Genomic DNA, 16,760 nt, shown 5'->3' with positions numbered 1-16,760 from the left:
ACTTCACCGTTCTTTCTATATTGAAATAGGGTAACAGCATCTAATAGCCACCTTTGCATTTCCATTAATTTTTAATCTATTGACACCTTTAACTAATTTGAGCCAGTTTTTATTAAAATTACTCAATCTCCAGGTATCTTTTAAGCTACTTTCTATTTCTTGCATATCATTGTTTATATAAATGATTTCACCTTTCTTTAAATTAGTAAATTTAAATACTTCACCTTTATTAGTTAAATTAATAATACTTATCTCGGTACCATCTATCATTTCTATTTCTATCTCGGGATAATAATATTTCTTTACATTAGTTGTATTATCTATTTCTAAAATATTGGTTTTGCTTATTTTATAATCATAAGTATTAATATACATAGGTGAATAAGCATAAGGAGAATTGCACTTTAAATTTAAAGTAACATATCCTTCCTCAAAGCCATTGTCGTATCTTTTAGGCTCTCCAACTGCTGTACAATAATAAATAACTTCTGGATTATCTAAGCTGATAAAAGGCTTATATTCCTCTTGATAAAACCATTCTACTATTTTTCTTCTATCCTCATATGTCCAATTGCTCCCATCTAATTTACATAAAGTAATAGATAGCATTAAACATTCATTTGAAAAACCATAAAAATAAGGAGTTTCTTTTTTATCTAACTTTTCTTCAACAATTTCTCTTCTATGCCCAAAAGGCATCTCTATCATGCCATTCTCAGTACGTGCTATTGCTACACCCATAAGTTCTGAATTTATGCCATTATACATAAATGATTGACTTAAAAACATCTATTAATCTCACCTCACTTTAATAAAAACTTCAATAAATGTTGTAACAATTAAATTACTATAGTACAAATATCTTTGCGTAAATAGAACTCTAAAATCCTATCTTCTACTAAATACTCCTGACTTATTTAATTCTCTTTTTAGCATATTTAAAGAATTTAAAGTTCCTTGTTCAATTTGTGGTAAAACTTTTTCATCAACATTCCCGTTGATCTCTATGAGTTTATCTATTTTAATAGTAGAATTATTAGTTATTTGCTCTCCATATGGAATTGATTTCATTGGATTTATAGCATTATGCCTAATAGTTACACCACTATCTATATTTTTTACAAAATTAAAAAGACTAGAAGCTTGACTATTGTTTAGTACAAGTTCTGGTCTATCTTCTGTTCCATGCATCATTGCTAGTCCAGCAAAATTAGCAATTCCACCATCTGCATAAGATCCTTTTACATTTTTAATAAAGTGTGCTTCTAACATGCTTTTAGTTTCATCTCTATTTTTACCTGTTAGCTTAATAGCTCCAGTTGAATTACTATAATTATTAGCTGCTTGTCCTAAGACGATATCATTTGCATTTGGCATTTTACTAGTATTAGCGACATTTTCAAATTCAGCATTAACTCCATGTTTACTAGCTAATATTTGTGCATTTGCTAAGTCTATACTATTTCCAAATATAGTTATACTTTGTTTTTTATCTTTATTATTAAAATTATTTTCACCATATCCAGTTATTGACTTATTATTACTATCAATTGGTCCTATATAATTATTACCGCTTAAAATAGTACCATCAAAACCATTATCTAATAAATCCTTTACTTCTAATAGCTTTTCTATTATCTCTGTTTTTATCTTTGTCCCTACAGCGGACAATCCTTCTCCAAATCTATCTTCATATTCTAATAGTGCTTCTGATAAATCAACTACATTACCAATAGCATCTGTATAAAATCCATTAACTAAGATTCTTCTTGCCTCATCATACAATTTATCATATTCTAATTGTCTTTCTAGGGCCTTTTTATAATTTTCAAAGCTTTCATCTTCTTTTTTCTTCTTATCATCCAAAGCTTTATTATGAGCTTCTTTTTGTTCTTGTAAGTTTTCCTTTTTTAAGTCAAGAGCATACTTATTTTGAAATTCTTCTATTTCCTCTTGTTTATTTCTTAATTGTTCAAGTAACTCCTCTTGCTTTGCTTTGCTTTCAAGAGAGCTATCTAGCATTAACGCATCTAGTTGCTTTTGAAGCTTTGTTTTTTCTTCTAGTTTTTTATTTAATTCTTTATTGTAATTTTCTTTTTTTTCTTCTTTATCTAATGCTTTTATTTTTTCATCGATATATTCATTAAAAGCTTTTCTTTCTTCTTCAATGTTATCTAAGGCTGTTCTGTGCCTATCTTCTTCTTTTTCTTGTACTACTTTATATTTTTCTTTTAATAAATTAATAATTTTTTCTTCAATATCTTTAACAGCATTTAGCTTACTTACTTCTATTTCTTTCCTTTTATCAAAATGTTCAGCTAAACTCTTAGAACTATTTAAAATTTCTTTCTCATTTTCTCTTATTCTGTTATTAAAGTCTTCCCATATCTTTGAACCTTCTTTAAGAGTAAGCAATTGAGCTTGTAAATAAGCATTTTCTTCAATTAGTTTAACTTTGTATACCTGTGTAGCATTTATAATCTCATCTATTGCTTCTATTTTTTTATCGTAACCTGTTCTATCATTGTAAATTGACTCAATTGCTTCTAAATTTGCCCTTGCATCTTCTAAAGCATTTTTACTTTTTTCTAAATTTTTATCTCGTGTTTTAAGTATTGATTCCCAATACTCCTCTATATTCTTTAATCTTTTGCTCTCGGTTTCATATAGTTCATTCTCTATTTTCTCTATAGCACTATTATTAGTAAACCATGCCTCAACTAATAATTTAAATTTTTTCTCATTTTCTTCAAAGGCTTTTTTAGATTCTTCATCTTTATGATTCCTAAGTCCACCATATTTTTCAGCATAAATAACATCTAATTGTGCTTTACTATATTTACTTATATCTATTTTAGTTAAATTAAGAAATTCTTTTTTAATTGATTCTTTAGTATTTGCTAAACCCTTCTGTTCTGACTTTAGAACCTTGATTAATTTATCATATTCTTTAGTTAATTGCTGAATAGTTTTAAGCTCATTGTCACTATCGTTATTTTCACTATATTTATTACGCTGTTTATTTAATTTATCAATTACTTTTTCTTGTTTTTCTAATTCTTCATTTACTCTATCTATTTTTATTTTATATTTATCTAATTCTGGGAAATTGGTTTGAAAAATTTCTTTTCTAGGCTCAATATTTTTCTTTGGACTTTCTAAAGTTCTAGTGCTAGGTTGCGGATCAAAATCAAAACTAAACTTCATATTTTTTAATGGATAATAATCATCTATGGCCGAATCTATACTTCCCAATGAAGAACTATATAAGCTATTAGTTGCAACCTGATCTTTTTCTACAAACTTATATTTTTCTTTTAATTCTTCATCTCTTTCTTCTAATTTCTTTATTTCTTTTTTATCCTTGGTAGTTTTTAACTTTTTATCCTTGATAGTTTTTAACTTTTTATTAATTTCCATTGACTCTTTTAGAATGGAGTCCTTTGATGATTTAAACCCTGCATTTCTTTCGTCTAACCTTTGTCTAACTTCATTAGCATAGTAGAGCTTCGCTTCTTGTGCTGTTTTAAAATTTGTAGCATCTTTATCATATCCTGACGTTAACTTTTTCAAATAGTCTTCTGCATTACTTAAATCCTTATTGTATACTTCTTTTGCCTTATTGATTCTATCATTTTTTGTTTTAATTAATGCTCTTTCTAATGCTTCTTCATTTCCTAGTAAATCTAATAAATAAGGATATTCTTTTGCTAATTCAATTAGAGCTTCTTTGTTCCATTGATTAGTTTCAGCATGTTCATTTAAAATTGAATCTATTTGTCTAACTTCTTTTCCTACATTTTCGTAGTTTTCTATTAGTTCTTTTGTATATTGTACAGTATCTTTTGCTCCATTTATATTGCTATAACCTATATAATTATCTTTTATAGTATCTATAGGTATCTCTGTTACTTCATGTATTTTTTCAATCAGGCTATCAACTTCTTTTTTAAAGTCTCTAACACTCATTTTACTTTTATTCATTTTTAAATTATCAAGTTGCTCAAATTCATTACTTGCCAATTTAAGTTTATTTATAATCTTATCAGCTTCTACTGGATTAAAATCAGTATTCTTCTCGGCTAATGTACCTGCTAGATTTTTTTGTGAGCTTGTTAATTCGTCAAATCCCTTTGCACTTTGTAAAACAGATATATTTAATTGCGAAGTTTCTGATTCTAATGCTTTTATTTGCGATTCTGTAACTTCAATTATGGCATTAAATTTAGCTAGATTTTGTTCTTGCTCAAGAAGACCTTTATCATAAACTTGAATAGAACCTTTTTTTGTGGGATCTTTTTTCCATCTTTTTAAATCTTCTATTCTCCTAATTGTTTCTTCACGTTCTGATAAAGCCTCTTTATACTCTTTTCCATCTTCTAATTCTTTTTTCTTATCTTTATTTACCTTTACTATATTGTCCCAATCTGCTACAACCTTTAAGTTTTCTATTCTATTTTTTTCTTTTAAAGATTCTATTAGGCCATCTACATTACCTTTTAAATTTAAAATAGCATTTCCTTGTGCATCATATCCACTAACTAATTCTGGGCTTATTTGTGCTATCTTATTAGTTAATTCTAAATATCGTTCTTCCTCTTCAAAGCTTCTATTATTCTTTCGATATAAGGTTCCATACTCATCTTTAATATCGCTCAACATTTGTATATTGTTTATATTATCTGAAATATTTTCTCTAGTTGTTTTTATGGTATTTTCAACTGATTCTCTTAATTCTTTATTTTTATTAATTAATTTTGTAATACCAACCATGGCTAAAGAAATAGCTGTTCCTAAGCCTGCACTCAATACTGAGCTCAAAGCCTTGACTGAAAGTGATGCTGTAGTGGCAGTTACGCCAAAAGCTCCAAGAATACTCACACTTGCATTATCAATTTTGGAGTCCATTAATTCCTCTACTAACCTTCCAGTTCCTACAGAGCTTATTTCTTCTCCTAATGAAGAAATATTATTCTTAAGAGCATCAATCATGCTTACATCTACAGATTCTGACGCGTTTTTAATTGCCTTTTCAATATCTTTAACTGTTGTTTTGGTAGAATTCATCAGTAGGCTGACTTGCTCTATATTGCCTTTTAATGATGCCATGTTATTTGAGGTTTCTAATAAACCTTCCCTTACTTCTCTTATTAGTGCCACTTGTGTGCTATCTATTAAGTTAACTCTCTTTGTTTCTAATTCACTAATCCCAATATCTATTTCACTAAAAAACTGTGCTATTGAATCAATATTTAAACTTCCATCCAAATTAATAGTTGTTTTTTCTAAAGCAGTTTTAACTTTTTCTAATTGTTTTTCTATATCATTTATACTTTTATTTTCAATAGATAGTTTTATTTTATATTTATTTGAAATTTCATTCATTCTTTTTTTAATAGTATTTTCTATTTTAACAATATCACTATCTATAAGATTAATTTTTATGCCTAAATCATATGCCATTTATTGTTCTCCTTTCTAAAGAATAAAGACATATGACTCTATCTCATATATCTTCTAAATTAGTTTTTAATTAATATATTATTTATTAATTATTATCTTCATCATTGTCATTTGTTTTATTTAATATTTCTTCTATTTGGTTATAACATTCTTGTTGTTCTAATAATATCAACATGTTGTTCATTTCTAGTTTTTTTTCTAGAGTTATCTCATAAACCAGCTCTGTGATTATCTCTCCTATAACTGATGATACTTTAGTTAATATATAATTAGGAGAGTTTAAAATATCCATAATATCATCTTCTGACTCTATATCTAAATCAGTTAATTTAGTATAGAAAAATCTTACTATTTCATTGCCTCTAATCAGTAATTCTGTACTATCTAAATTTACCTTTTCTTTTAAAAAATCCTTAAATTCTTCTTTTTGATCTTTACTTATATTCTTTATGATTATTTCTTGATTATTTCCATCATCATCAATAAAACTTACTATTTCTCTTATTTCCTTTTGTTTAAGCTTACTAATTGGTACTGACATTACCATCAACTCCTTTAATAATATTTTATTAATTCTTTACTATTCTTGCAGCAATCCACTTTTTTTAATGTCATCCATAGTTAATTTATTATTTTGTGTCTTAGTATGTATAGTATTAAATGGGTTTCTTTCATTAACATATTTGATTGCTGTATCATCAGCAAATGAATTTCCTAATATATTTATAATGCAATCATATTCTAACTTAATGATTAATTCATTAATACAATCATTAAAAAATACATAAGAACATTCATCTAGCTCTCTTTCTGATATTCCACAATGTACACCCAATAAAGCATAACATCTGCGGATAGTTAGTTCGGGCGCACTTTCTCTACTATCCTTTAATTCTTTTTTAGATCATTTTCATCCTTTAATTCATTTATTTCTTTTACCTTTATCAATAATTCGTTAAATTCATAAGTTGTCATCTCGTCTAAGACATAATCTATTACTTCTTTATCTCCATCAAAAACTGCATTTAAAAATTTATTTAATATTTCACTTCCATCTGAAAACTCTAATAATCTCATAAGTCCAAACTTATTAACGCATAAATATATGTTATAAAAATTGTCTTTTATATACTTCATTTTTATTGGATGTATATATAAAACTCTTTTATTAATCTTTATATAATTTTTATCATTATAGTTATCCATAGATATCTCCTTTTTTTATATTAGCTTTAGCTCATGTTGGAATCAATTATTAGTTATTTATATTTTCCTATTCTATTTCTTTCATTAGAATATCAAATTTGCCATCATTAATTTTTTTTAACACATCAATAGGTCTATATAAATTTTTAAATTCATACATTATAGTAATTTCATCCTTGTCCATATCATCTGTCCACATTAATAATTTTAGCCCTGTCTTATCTGAAAAGGCAGAATCCCATTGTTCTTCTGTTATTATTGTTACATCATCAAATCCATTGGCTATAAAGTTATTATCATCTAATGTTTGTGATGAAGATAATACTATACTTATACCATCATATGTATATAAATCATTATTTTTATCTCTTATTAAAAATTTGGTAATTACAGGTTTTTGTCTTATATACCAATATCCATCATTGTGAGTTGCATTATTGGGATACTTACCATCTTCAGCAACTGTTGTGGTAATATATTCTCCAGACGTCTCAATAGTATTTGATTGTAATTTAAACTGTTCTAGTGGTCTTTTGTAATAAATACCTGCTCCTCCAGAATACCATGCGTCGAATTTTACTAAATCATTATTTACTATTTCATAAAAAATTGCCATTTTTCCATTTTCTCTACCGTAAACTTTACTACCTTGTAAAACAAAAATACCTTTATCATTATCTATTTTATAACTAGAGTATCCACCATAGGGAAAACTATTGTTTCGTGGAACTCCTTTATCAACAATATCTACTCTTAATGCTTGATACGTTGTTACTTTTTTAACTGTATATTTCTTATAAAAATATTTCATTTATCATCTTCACTTCTTCCAATATACACTATTTACTCTTTTAAAATCATTGCTAAATTCTACTTCAAAATATTTGCCTTCTCCCATAATGCTTTTACTAACAGCAACTTCACTATTTTTATCATATTTAGTAGTTAGTAAATTCAAATTATCAAATCCTTTATTTATAAACTCATTGCCATTTGGAGTTACACCATCTTCTAATAGTAAAGGTTGATATTGTCCATTTCTATAAAATTCTGATTTTATAGTGTAATAATTATCATTTTGTTTTAATAAAATCTTATAATAATTTATATCAGGGGTACTATTAGTTAAATTAATAGAATCAATATATCCATTATTTTCATTTCTAGTTAAATCTATTATTGTATTACCTTTATCTCTATCAAATCTATAATAAGCAATTAGATTTTTTGAACTAGGAGATACGATTTTATTCATGTTATACTTAATCTCTTCTTGAGTTAACGCTTTATCCCAAATTCTTAATTCATCAATTATGCCATTTAAAATCATGGAATTTCTTCCATCCCTACCCAACCATTGTATTCCTTCACATTTTAAATCACTTCCTGCTGTATCAGTTTCAAAAATCTTTTCACCATTTTTATAAAATATATGTCTGTTATTTTCTTTATCTCTTACCCATGAAATATGAATCCATTTATTTTGCTCAACAATATTAAATTTTTTATCTATTTCTCCTAAATTCCAATACAATCTTATTGTGTTGTCACTATATATTTCTATATTAGTATTTGATGTTAAAGATTCCTCAAAATCTCCTAGTATTATTTGCCTAATATTTCGATTTCTATAATATAACCAAAATTCTTTGGTAAAAGAATCCCCAAATAGTTTTGTTTCTTTAGGCAATTTTACACAATGCGAGCTATTACCATTTATATCCAAAGCATAGTTATTCATTTTATCACTTCCATTATAAATAAAATCTATATCCTAAAATATATTGATATTATTATTTAATTCTATATGAATTATTTTGTTATATTTTATAAATTTTCAAGCATGCAAACCATAGCTATTGCTAGGTTTACATACCTGAAAGTCTAAATAGAGTCTATATTTTTATTGGTTTATAATAAATCCTTACTTAAATTAAATTTTAAGCAGGAATAACTGAGAATTTGAACATTTCTTTGTCACTTCTTCTAGGATCAAGTCCTTTTAAATCTAATGCAAATTCAGAAGCAGTTTTATAAGCGCCTGTAAATCCAAAGTTTGGTTTAATTTTTGCTTTATATATAACAAATTGACCATGGCCTATTATCTCTGCTTGTTCTTTATTAGCTTCAGAATAAATAGGGAATTTTAAGATAACCTTTCCTGATTGCGGGAAATCTTTAGTACTTACTGATAGTACTTCAACTTCTTTCTCTGTTTTAATAGAATAAGATGGATATACCGTTTTCTCATTCATATCTTCTGCAAATACTAGCTCAGTTTTACTACCTGCAGTAACTACTTTAAATTCATTTGTTTTTAACTTTTCTACTTCTACATCTGATGATACTGATTTCATTCCTGATACTTTAATTGATTCCTTATTAACGTTTCCTGTTAATTCAATCTTTCCACCTATAATTTCATGAGCAACACCAAATATATACTCTTCATCTACTTTTTTATTAATAGTACCTCCTGTAGATAATCCCATAGTATCTAGAGCCCACTGAGCATCAGATATGTTTACTTCTAAAGTTTTTTTCGTATCTATTTCAGCTAAAGCATATGAGCTCCAGCCTCCATTGATTTCTATACTTTCTCCACCTAATTTAACTTCACCTTTTTTAGCTGTTACTATATGTGTTGTATTGTCCTTAGTTTCTATTAATATTTCTGGTACATCGATAATAAATCCTTTTGTCATAATATCATTCCTCCGTTTTATATAATTTATTTAATATTTATTCTATATTTTAACTAGTAAGTTATAAAAGTATAAATTCATCTTTCTTCTTAGATAAACATAAATAACCTTGCAAGTTTATTATTTTTATAATTTATTTAATATTTATATCCTTACACTATATATTACTTTAAAGATGCTTTTTTATAAGTGCTTTTCGTCACTTTTTTATTTTTTTCACATTTTCTACAGCAATTATAATAACCGTCACCTTTTTTATCTGCCCTCTTTCTAAAATAGTTTTCATTAACTAGCTTACTTATTCCACATTTATTACACTTTTTTACTCTTGATTTTTCTATATTATTATAAAACCATGATTCATATAATATTCTGTAGGCATTTATTATCTTATTAACGATTTTGTTTATCATATAGTTAATTGTAGGCTGAGATACTTTTAGAATTTCTCCCATATGTTGTTGAGTTATATTTTTTCTTAATAACATAATTATTATCTTTTCACTACTTGTAAAATTACAACTATTAATTAAATTTTCCATATCATATAATAAACAATATAAATCTTCGCTGAAGCCCCCTTTAAATGACATTGAAAGTAATGCTAAGACATGCTTCTTATCCGAAAAATCAAACTTGTCCCAATCTATTTTATTACTATCTGGCAAGGGCTGTTTAAAATAGATGGTCCCCTTAATAAAGTCTTTGCATAATATTTGATCTTCCTTCATTTTAATTATATGACTACCTAATTTTCTTTGCTTTATAACATCCTTATTAATTTTTTTCAAATTGGAGATTGCATCTTTTAATTTGAAAATAGCATTTTCGTAGTCCTGAAGACATGCTAAGCTTTCATCTTCTAAATCATCATAGGTTATCACTTGCTTTATTTCCTTTTTAAAATTTTTACATTTTTTAATTAAGAAATCTATAATTTCATCTTCATTATTATTATCACCAGATAAGTCTCCTATTTTCTTTTCTTTAACTTCCTTTTTAAATAACTCTTCATTTGTGTAAAAATTATATTTTGTTTTTTTGCTTATTTTTTCCCCATCTGGAGCATTTAATATATAATCTGCTAATTTTTCTAATTCTTTAGCTATATTGGTTTCAGAATAAATATTGTCCTTTTCAGTTAAAACTAAATTTATATGAGAAATATTCTGACCTGTATAGGATCCTAACTCTTCTTTCATACCTAAATACTTAATGAAATTTATATTTCTTTTTTCACACCATGATATAAAACTTTCCCATCGCATATATCTCTTTTCTTCTTTTACCCAAACAGCTGCATCCTTATTTATCTTTTCATGAAAAGTTTGTGTGAACAATTCTTCAAAATATTTATTCCCTGATTCTTCTTCTACTATATTGTTTATATAATCAATTCGCTCTTTTTGCTTTAGATTATAATCTAGATTTCTTGTAAAATCGTATATATTTTTTCCATTTATGCTCCCATAAAAATTCTTAACATATAAACCCATTTCTTTATCCCCCTAAATTACCCAATTCTAATTAAATTTAGTAACATTTATTTATTAATTAAATTGTACTTTATATCTAACTATCTATTTATATAAAATATATCTAATCACATTAGGCATGTGATAGTATTTTCTATTTATTTTATAATTAAATTTGAATATATTTAAAATTCAATCATTTTTCTATAATATAGCTAATAAATTTCAATATTATTTCAACTTTAATCTATAATATTATTTATTTAATATTTATTGTTTAAATTAAAATATATTATTTTCAATATATTTATGCTGATTAAAACTTTCCATGCTTTATGTAGTAAGTTACTGCATATATATTATATAAAAATCCCCAATCGCCCATCTTTTCATAAGCTTTCATAAATATAGCAATAGCATTGTTTTTTATAACTTTCACTTTGAAAACTTCAAACTCTTCCTTAGATATATCTTCTACAAACATTTGGCTAAGCAAAGCAATAGATGATGATTCATCTTTATTTTTTATACTTTTCATTAAATTATTGTTTAATTTATTTAATATTTGTTTGTCACACATATTATAATATAATTCTCTTTCTCTCTCAGTATAAAATACCCTCTTTTCTCCATTAGTTCCCATGTAGTAATCCTCCCATTTTTCATCCATTATAAATTAATTTTTATCCCTCGAATATATCTGCTATAAATATGAATATAAATCATCATCATATATATTGTATATTTTTTTATTTAATACTTTTATTTTATTAATAGTTTGCTCTTCTTTATCTTGAAGAGCAAATACTATTAAAATTATACCTATATAATTTATTAACTATTTTATCTTAATATAGAAACATGTAAATATACCTTAATATTATTTAATTTGAAATTCTTTAGTAACAATTTACCTTATAATAAAAAGAATGGCCTAAAAATATTATATAGCTTACGCTAAAGGCAATAAGCTATGCTAATTCATTTTCCTGTTTATGTTTTTCTTTAATAATTTTGATTATATCTATCATATCAATTATATTTGTATTGATATTTTCCTTACTACAATATTCTTTTATCTGTCCATGAACCAGCTCTAATTGATTTTCACTTTCCAATTCAATTAATCGATGTGCTATACCAGATAACCATACAGTTTTACCATGAATATATTCTTTATTCATATACTCTCTACAGGTATCAATCCTTCTTCTAATGCCTACTGTGCTTATTGGTTTATCAACTTTACTTTTTTTTGATCTAATAATGTAAGGATCATTAGTATTTAATTTATATTGGCTATATCTATCATTTTCTTTGTAATACATAAAATAAACATCTTGCTCCAATGCATACTTTAATGCATATTCTGTCTCCCTTGATAATTTGTACCATTTATCATTAACTTTAATAGAATGATTTTCAGAACAATAATCTTCTACTTTTAAATTTATTAAATCTTTATATGCTTTACCCATGATGCCATCGAAAATCAATAAGAAAATTATTTTATCTTGTGGATTCTTTAACTCTTTAACAGCGGACAATAATTCTTTTTTAGTTAAATATCGCTCTTCTTTAGCTTTAGAGTTTATAAAATTACTTAGGGTTTCTTTAGTTAAGCTACTTAATATATCTAAGTTGTTGCTTATATATCCTTGAATAACTGCAACTTCCATATATTTTCTTACTATACTTAATTGAGTGTTTAGTGATGTTTCTGTGTCTGCATTAAAAAACTTTAACATATCGACTACTTCCTGAAATGTAAATTCAGATAAATCTTTATGAGAAAAATTTTGCTCATACCATGCTACTTTAAAAATAAAACTTCTATATTTAATATAAGTATTATATACATATTTATGCTCAATATAGTGCAAGAAACTTTTCTTCAAATCATTTAGCTCTATTCCTAATTCAGTATAATTTATGTTATTTCTCAATAAAATCACCTACTAAACCTTTAAAATACTCATATAAATCTGTTCTTTGTTTTCCTCTTAATTTTTCCTTAGTGATATTTAACTTGCTCCAAACCTCTTCATTTAAATCAAAATTAATTTTATTTTCCAAAATATATTCCAGTTCCTCCTCCCATCTATTTAATCCAAATAATTGAGCCCCTAATGCAATTAATCCATATAATGTATGAGAATAAGCTAAAGCATTTATTCCTTTGTGATTCTCAATATTCTTAAAAATATAGTCATATTCACTTATTATTTCATTGAATAAGTCTATTATAAAATTTCTAATTTTTCTTTGCATTTTAGGATTATTTTTGTAATCATATTTATTAAAATTATATTCAATACAACTTATCATGTCAGCGTAAATCATATATTTTCCCATTTTTAAATCAGAATACTCCATACCTATTTTATTAAATAACTTATTTACACTTTCTGATTCAAAAGAATTTATCTCTCTAATTATTTTATTTGTAACATCACTTGTATTTAATGCTTTTTGTTTAACCTTACTAATGGTATTTTTTTGTGCCTCTTGATATATATACTCTGCTGACTCCCGTATTTCATGTATAAAAATATTAACTTGCATTATTTGATTTTCTAATTTTTCTTTTTCTTCTTCATTTTCTACTTCACTTAAACTAGTGAGTATTGAAGATACCCTATGTAGACCATCAATTATACTTATAATGCTTTTTGAATCTACTTCAATGATAAATTGAAGCTTTTCCTTATCATAACTCCACTTTTCTTCTCCATTTGATAATATTGCAAATGAAATAGCAGTAGGAATATACTTTCCTATTTTCATTTTCTTTGACATTTCATTTATTGATTTCTGATATAACTTAGGTCTTTCTTGAATGGTATCTCTAATCAATTTTTTTCTACTTTCTCTCTGAATTCTAGAATCATAATTTATTAAATTTCTATTAAAAATTGATACTAATTCTTTATAGGTTATGCTTGAACAAATATATTGCTTATCTTCAACTGTAGGTAATACATTATTTAAAATTATCACATTAGAATTTTCACCTTTTTGTTCAAGATCTAGTGATTCACTCTCAAATTCTGTGATTTCATAGTCTGTAAAAAATAGCTCTGGTTTTAATTCGTTAATTTCTAACTCATTATAGAAACCTTTCGATAAAAAATATAATGTGCGTTTTGACATTGTATCAACAACAACTTCTCCATTAAATATTTTAACTAAATCAGTAAGCTTGATTCTTTCTTTAATACTTATAAAGATTTTATCTTTATTAGATTGATCATGTTTATACTTAGTTATGGTATCACTTAGTCGTTCTTGTAGTTCTTCTTTCATGCCATGTTTCACTTTTAACACCTCCAATTAAAATATAGAATAAATTACCTTCATTATATACATTTATAATACAAAAGTAAATATAGTTATCCTTACAGATATCCTAATTACAAAATCATTTACATGTCAAAGCAATTGATATCTTTTAATATTGTAATTAAACCTACTTAATTTTTAGTTCATAATTATAATTATTTATTAGCTATTTAAAATTTAAATTTAATATTCCTATGAAAAAAGCATATACTTAATTTCTATACTCTTCTCATAGGAAATATTTTAACTATATTCTTACAATAAGTATTTTAAACAGATCAAGTTATTATTGAGATACCTTTTTACCTTTTGAAATAACTACATTTTTAGTTTTACTTATTTTCTCATAAAATAGTATATCTTTTCTTATCATTTGAAGAATTAAATGTATTCCAAGTACAGGTAAAGCTAGCATTAATAATATTACAAATCCTGCTTGTATATATGGATTTGTATTTATTAAATAAGATTGTGTAGCAAAATTCATATAGCCAAAAACACCATAATATAAGATTGAATATCTTATTAAAACTTCTTTAAATTTTAGTTTTTCCTCTGTACCTTTTATTCTTATTCTAACTAAAGATTTTCCTAATGTTTTACCATTAGTTGCATAAGGTAGTATTATAAAATATAAAAATACCACTATCCCATTAGCAAGTATATTTTGCTTATCTCCAAAATAATATAACACTCTATTAAGTATAAACCAATCTACACTAAGAGCTAATGCTCTTCTTATATATCCTACTCTTATAATATCTTCATTTATTTCTTTATCTAAAAGTTTTTGTCTTGGCATTAAATATGAAAATACAGGTGTTATTAAATATCCTAAATATCCACCTAAAGTATTTAACATTAAATCATCAACATCAAATAGTCTATATGGACAATTATATATTCCATATATTCCTGTTAATTGTGTTACTTCAAAAAATAAAGATATTAAAAAGCATATAACTACTGTTTGTTTTAAGTTTCTTTTAAAATAATATCTTAAATATATACCCATTGGTAATAGTAATATAGCATTAAAAAATGCTTGTAAAAACGCAGGTTCCCTAAGAATTCTTAAGTACGTTGCTGGATTTGATAATACTACTGATGTTTCTTTTATAATATCTTTTATAAAATTAAAAGGTACTAATTGATAAAACTGCCTACCAGCTGGTATCCAACTACAAGTATCACGAGTAGGTGGCAATGGTAAAATTATTAGATAAAATGCCACTAGACAATAATATAAAAAAGAATATAATATTAATGCTCTAAATTTATTTATATAATTATATTTTCTATATTGATAAATAAGAAAAGGAACAGTCAGTGCAAAAGCAAGTACTAAAAATGTTGCAAATGCTGTAAAAATAGATTGAAAATATACACTCATTTAAATCATCTCCTTTTCATCTTAAGTTATTAAAAATATCTAATATCAACTTTAGTGTAACTCTATTTATTATGAAATATTTATACCAATAATTATCACTAACTGTAATTCTTATCTGAATATATTTTAATATATATTCACTGTAATAGTAAGTTACATTAATGTCACATAAAAAAATCCTGATAACTAATCAGGATTGAATTATATAAAATAGTTCATATAATAAATTAAAAGCGTGGAATTTTATCCACGCTTTTAATCTATTTCTTTTTAATTACAGGTATTTGAATTTCTGTCATATAATCATCTTCATTATTAGAATTGCCCGCTCCTACAAGATATACCTCTCTTATATTATCTGCTATTTCATAATCATTAGCTTCAATCCACTTTAATGCAAATTCATAAGATTTGCCAATCATCTTAAAAGAACCTTTATGAATACAACAAACCATGTTTTCTACAGGTTTGAAATATTTTACTTTAACTTTGTCACTTTCAGGTATATCAAATTCTATAGGCTCTACCACTTCCGTATCCACATTCTTTTCTTTATATCCGTATTCATGATATATGCTAAAGCATGGCCCGCTTACCTTGCCTTTATTAGCAAATACATGTTGATTAAGTTCACTCCACAATTTACCCTGTTCTCCATAGCTTTCTACTACATCTCTAACAGAAGCTGCCTTAAATCCTTCTACTTTTTTAATAACTATATCATAATTATCCATTATACAATCCTCCTTATTTAAGTATTCAACTAGAAAATTTATTTCTTTTAATGTATCATTAGACTTTGAAATTTCTTCTTTTATCTCTTTTTCTTTTTTTCTTAATTCTTTGATTAGTTCTTCATTAGTTAAATTTTCATTAAAAAGCTTTTTAATATCCTTTAAAGAAAATCCTGAACTTTTTAACAGTAGTATTTTATTTAAAGTTGATAGCTGTTCCACATCATAGTATCTATATGACGTAAAATCATCTATCTTTACAGGCTTTAAAAGTCCCATATCATCATAATGTCTTAAAGTTTTAACAGAAACTCTTCCTATCTTAGAGAATTCTCCTATTTTAATCATATATTTACCTCCTTGTGCACATTGAGGATGAGAGGAAAACTATAACTTAAGCTATTATTTTTCTAAATATAAAGTTTTTATTGTAATTTGTACA

The 16,760-nt window shown here is 25.5% G+C and carries 14 protein-coding genes; all 14 read right to left on the bottom strand.

What is annotated here, in order from left to right; translation table 11 throughout:
* Positions 1-15: 15 nt before the first annotated feature.
* Positions 16-789: a phage tail domain-containing protein gene (locus tag ACY1IQ_RS14275; RefSeq protein WP_461614579.1), complete on the bottom strand. Its 774-nt coding sequence runs from the start codon at positions 787-789 to the stop codon at positions 16-18.
* A gap of 99 nt (positions 790-888) precedes the next feature.
* A complete protein-coding gene (locus tag ACY1IQ_RS14270; RefSeq protein WP_461614578.1) occupies positions 889-5,463 on the bottom strand; it encodes a hypothetical protein in 4,575 nt (1,524 codons plus the stop codon).
* Positions 5,464-5,548: 85 nt separating this feature from the next.
* Positions 5,549-6,004 (bottom strand): hypothetical protein, encoded by a 456-nt coding sequence (locus ACY1IQ_RS14265; RefSeq protein ID WP_461614577.1) that lies wholly within the window; start codon positions 6,002-6,004, stop codon positions 5,549-5,551.
* Between the two features lie 39 nt (positions 6,005-6,043).
* Complete coding sequence (locus ACY1IQ_RS14260) at positions 6,044-6,298, bottom strand: hypothetical protein (RefSeq protein ID WP_461614576.1); 255 nt, start codon at positions 6,296-6,298, stop codon at positions 6,044-6,046.
* 53 nt (positions 6,299-6,351) lie between these two features.
* On the bottom strand, positions 6,352-6,669 hold the full coding sequence (locus tag ACY1IQ_RS14255) for a hypothetical protein (RefSeq protein ID WP_461614575.1): 318 nt from the start codon (positions 6,667-6,669) through the stop codon (positions 6,352-6,354).
* A gap of 67 nt (positions 6,670-6,736) precedes the next feature.
* Positions 6,737-7,480 (bottom strand): hypothetical protein, encoded by a 744-nt coding sequence (locus ACY1IQ_RS14250; RefSeq protein WP_461614574.1) that lies wholly within the window; start codon positions 7,478-7,480, stop codon positions 6,737-6,739.
* Between the two features lie 9 nt (positions 7,481-7,489).
* Positions 7,490-8,410 carry a LamG domain-containing protein gene (locus ACY1IQ_RS14245; protein ID WP_461614573.1) on the bottom strand — a complete coding sequence of 307 codons (921 nt, stop codon included), beginning with the start codon at positions 8,408-8,410 and terminating at the stop codon, positions 7,490-7,492.
* A 199-nt stretch (positions 8,411-8,609) separates the two neighbouring features.
* On the bottom strand, positions 8,610-9,374 hold the full coding sequence (locus ACY1IQ_RS14240; protein ID WP_461614572.1) for a hypothetical protein: 765 nt from the start codon (positions 9,372-9,374) through the stop codon (positions 8,610-8,612).
* A gap of 164 nt (positions 9,375-9,538) precedes the next feature.
* Positions 9,539-10,870, bottom strand: a complete 1,332-nt coding sequence (locus ACY1IQ_RS14235; protein ID WP_461614571.1) for a hypothetical protein — start codon at positions 10,868-10,870, stop codon at positions 9,539-9,541.
* A gap of 295 nt (positions 10,871-11,165) precedes the next feature.
* Positions 11,166-11,492, bottom strand: coding sequence for a hypothetical protein (locus ACY1IQ_RS14230; RefSeq protein ID WP_461614570.1), 327 nt, complete (start codon positions 11,490-11,492; stop codon positions 11,166-11,168).
* A gap of 328 nt (positions 11,493-11,820) precedes the next feature.
* The gene (locus ACY1IQ_RS14225; RefSeq protein ID WP_461614569.1) at positions 11,821-12,795 is read right to left on the bottom strand and encodes a phage lytic cycle repressor MrpR family protein; all 975 of its coding nucleotides are present in this window, start codon (positions 12,793-12,795) and stop codon (positions 11,821-11,823) included.
* Positions 12,785-14,167 carry a hypothetical protein gene (locus ACY1IQ_RS14220; protein WP_461614568.1) on the bottom strand — a complete coding sequence of 461 codons (1,383 nt, stop codon included), beginning with the start codon at positions 14,165-14,167 and terminating at the stop codon, positions 12,785-12,787. The genes ACY1IQ_RS14225 and ACY1IQ_RS14220 overlap by 11 nt, the downstream gene beginning before the upstream one ends.
* 310 nt (positions 14,168-14,477) lie before the next feature.
* Positions 14,478-15,584: a VanZ family protein gene (locus ACY1IQ_RS14215; RefSeq protein WP_461614567.1), complete on the bottom strand. Its 1,107-nt coding sequence runs from the start codon at positions 15,582-15,584 to the stop codon at positions 14,478-14,480.
* A gap of 260 nt (positions 15,585-15,844) precedes the next feature.
* Positions 15,845-16,666, bottom strand: a complete 822-nt coding sequence (locus ACY1IQ_RS14210) for a MerR family transcriptional regulator (RefSeq protein ID WP_461614566.1) — start codon at positions 16,664-16,666, stop codon at positions 15,845-15,847.
* Positions 16,667-16,760 lie beyond the last annotated feature (94 nt).

This window comes from Clostridium sp. Marseille-QA1073, assembly GCF_054863625.1.
The sequence above is the reverse complement of the archived record's forward strand: the minus strand, read 5'-3'. Positions and strand labels throughout refer to the sequence as shown.

What these genes read in the sequence shown, in the direction of transcription:
- ACY1IQ_RS14275 (WP_461614579.1), bottom strand. Translation starts at nt 789, where the DNA reads ATGTTTTTAAGTCAATCATTTATGTATAATGGCATAAATTCAGAACTT.
- ACY1IQ_RS14270 (WP_461614578.1), bottom strand. Translation starts at nt 5,463, where the DNA reads ATGGCATATGATTTAGGCATAAAAATTAATCTTATAGATAGTGATATT.
- ACY1IQ_RS14265 (WP_461614577.1), bottom strand. Translation starts at nt 6,004, where the DNA reads ATGTCAGTACCAATTAGTAAGCTTAAACAAAAGGAAATAAGAGAAATA.
- ACY1IQ_RS14255 (WP_461614575.1), bottom strand. Translation starts at nt 6,669, where the DNA reads ATGGATAACTATAATGATAAAAATTATATAAAGATTAATAAAAGAGTT.
- ACY1IQ_RS14250 (WP_461614574.1), bottom strand. Translation starts at nt 7,480, where the DNA reads ATGAAATATTTTTATAAGAAATATACAGTTAAAAAAGTAACAACGTAT.
- ACY1IQ_RS14245 (WP_461614573.1), bottom strand. Translation starts at nt 8,410, where the DNA reads ATGAATAACTATGCTTTGGATATAAATGGTAATAGCTCGCATTGTGTA.
- ACY1IQ_RS14240 (WP_461614572.1), bottom strand. Translation starts at nt 9,374, where the DNA reads ATGACAAAAGGATTTATTATCGATGTACCAGAAATATTAATAGAAACT.
- ACY1IQ_RS14235 (WP_461614571.1), bottom strand. Translation starts at nt 10,870, where the DNA reads ATGGGTTTATATGTTAAGAATTTTTATGGGAGCATAAATGGAAAAAAT.
- ACY1IQ_RS14230 (WP_461614570.1), bottom strand. Translation starts at nt 11,492, where the DNA reads ATGGGAACTAATGGAGAAAAGAGGGTATTTTATACTGAGAGAGAAAGA.
- ACY1IQ_RS14215 (WP_461614567.1), bottom strand. Translation starts at nt 15,584, where the DNA reads ATGAGTGTATATTTTCAATCTATTTTTACAGCATTTGCAACATTTTTA.
- ACY1IQ_RS14210 (WP_461614566.1), bottom strand. Translation starts at nt 16,666, where the DNA reads ATGATTAAAATAGGAGAATTCTCTAAGATAGGAAGAGTTTCTGTTAAA.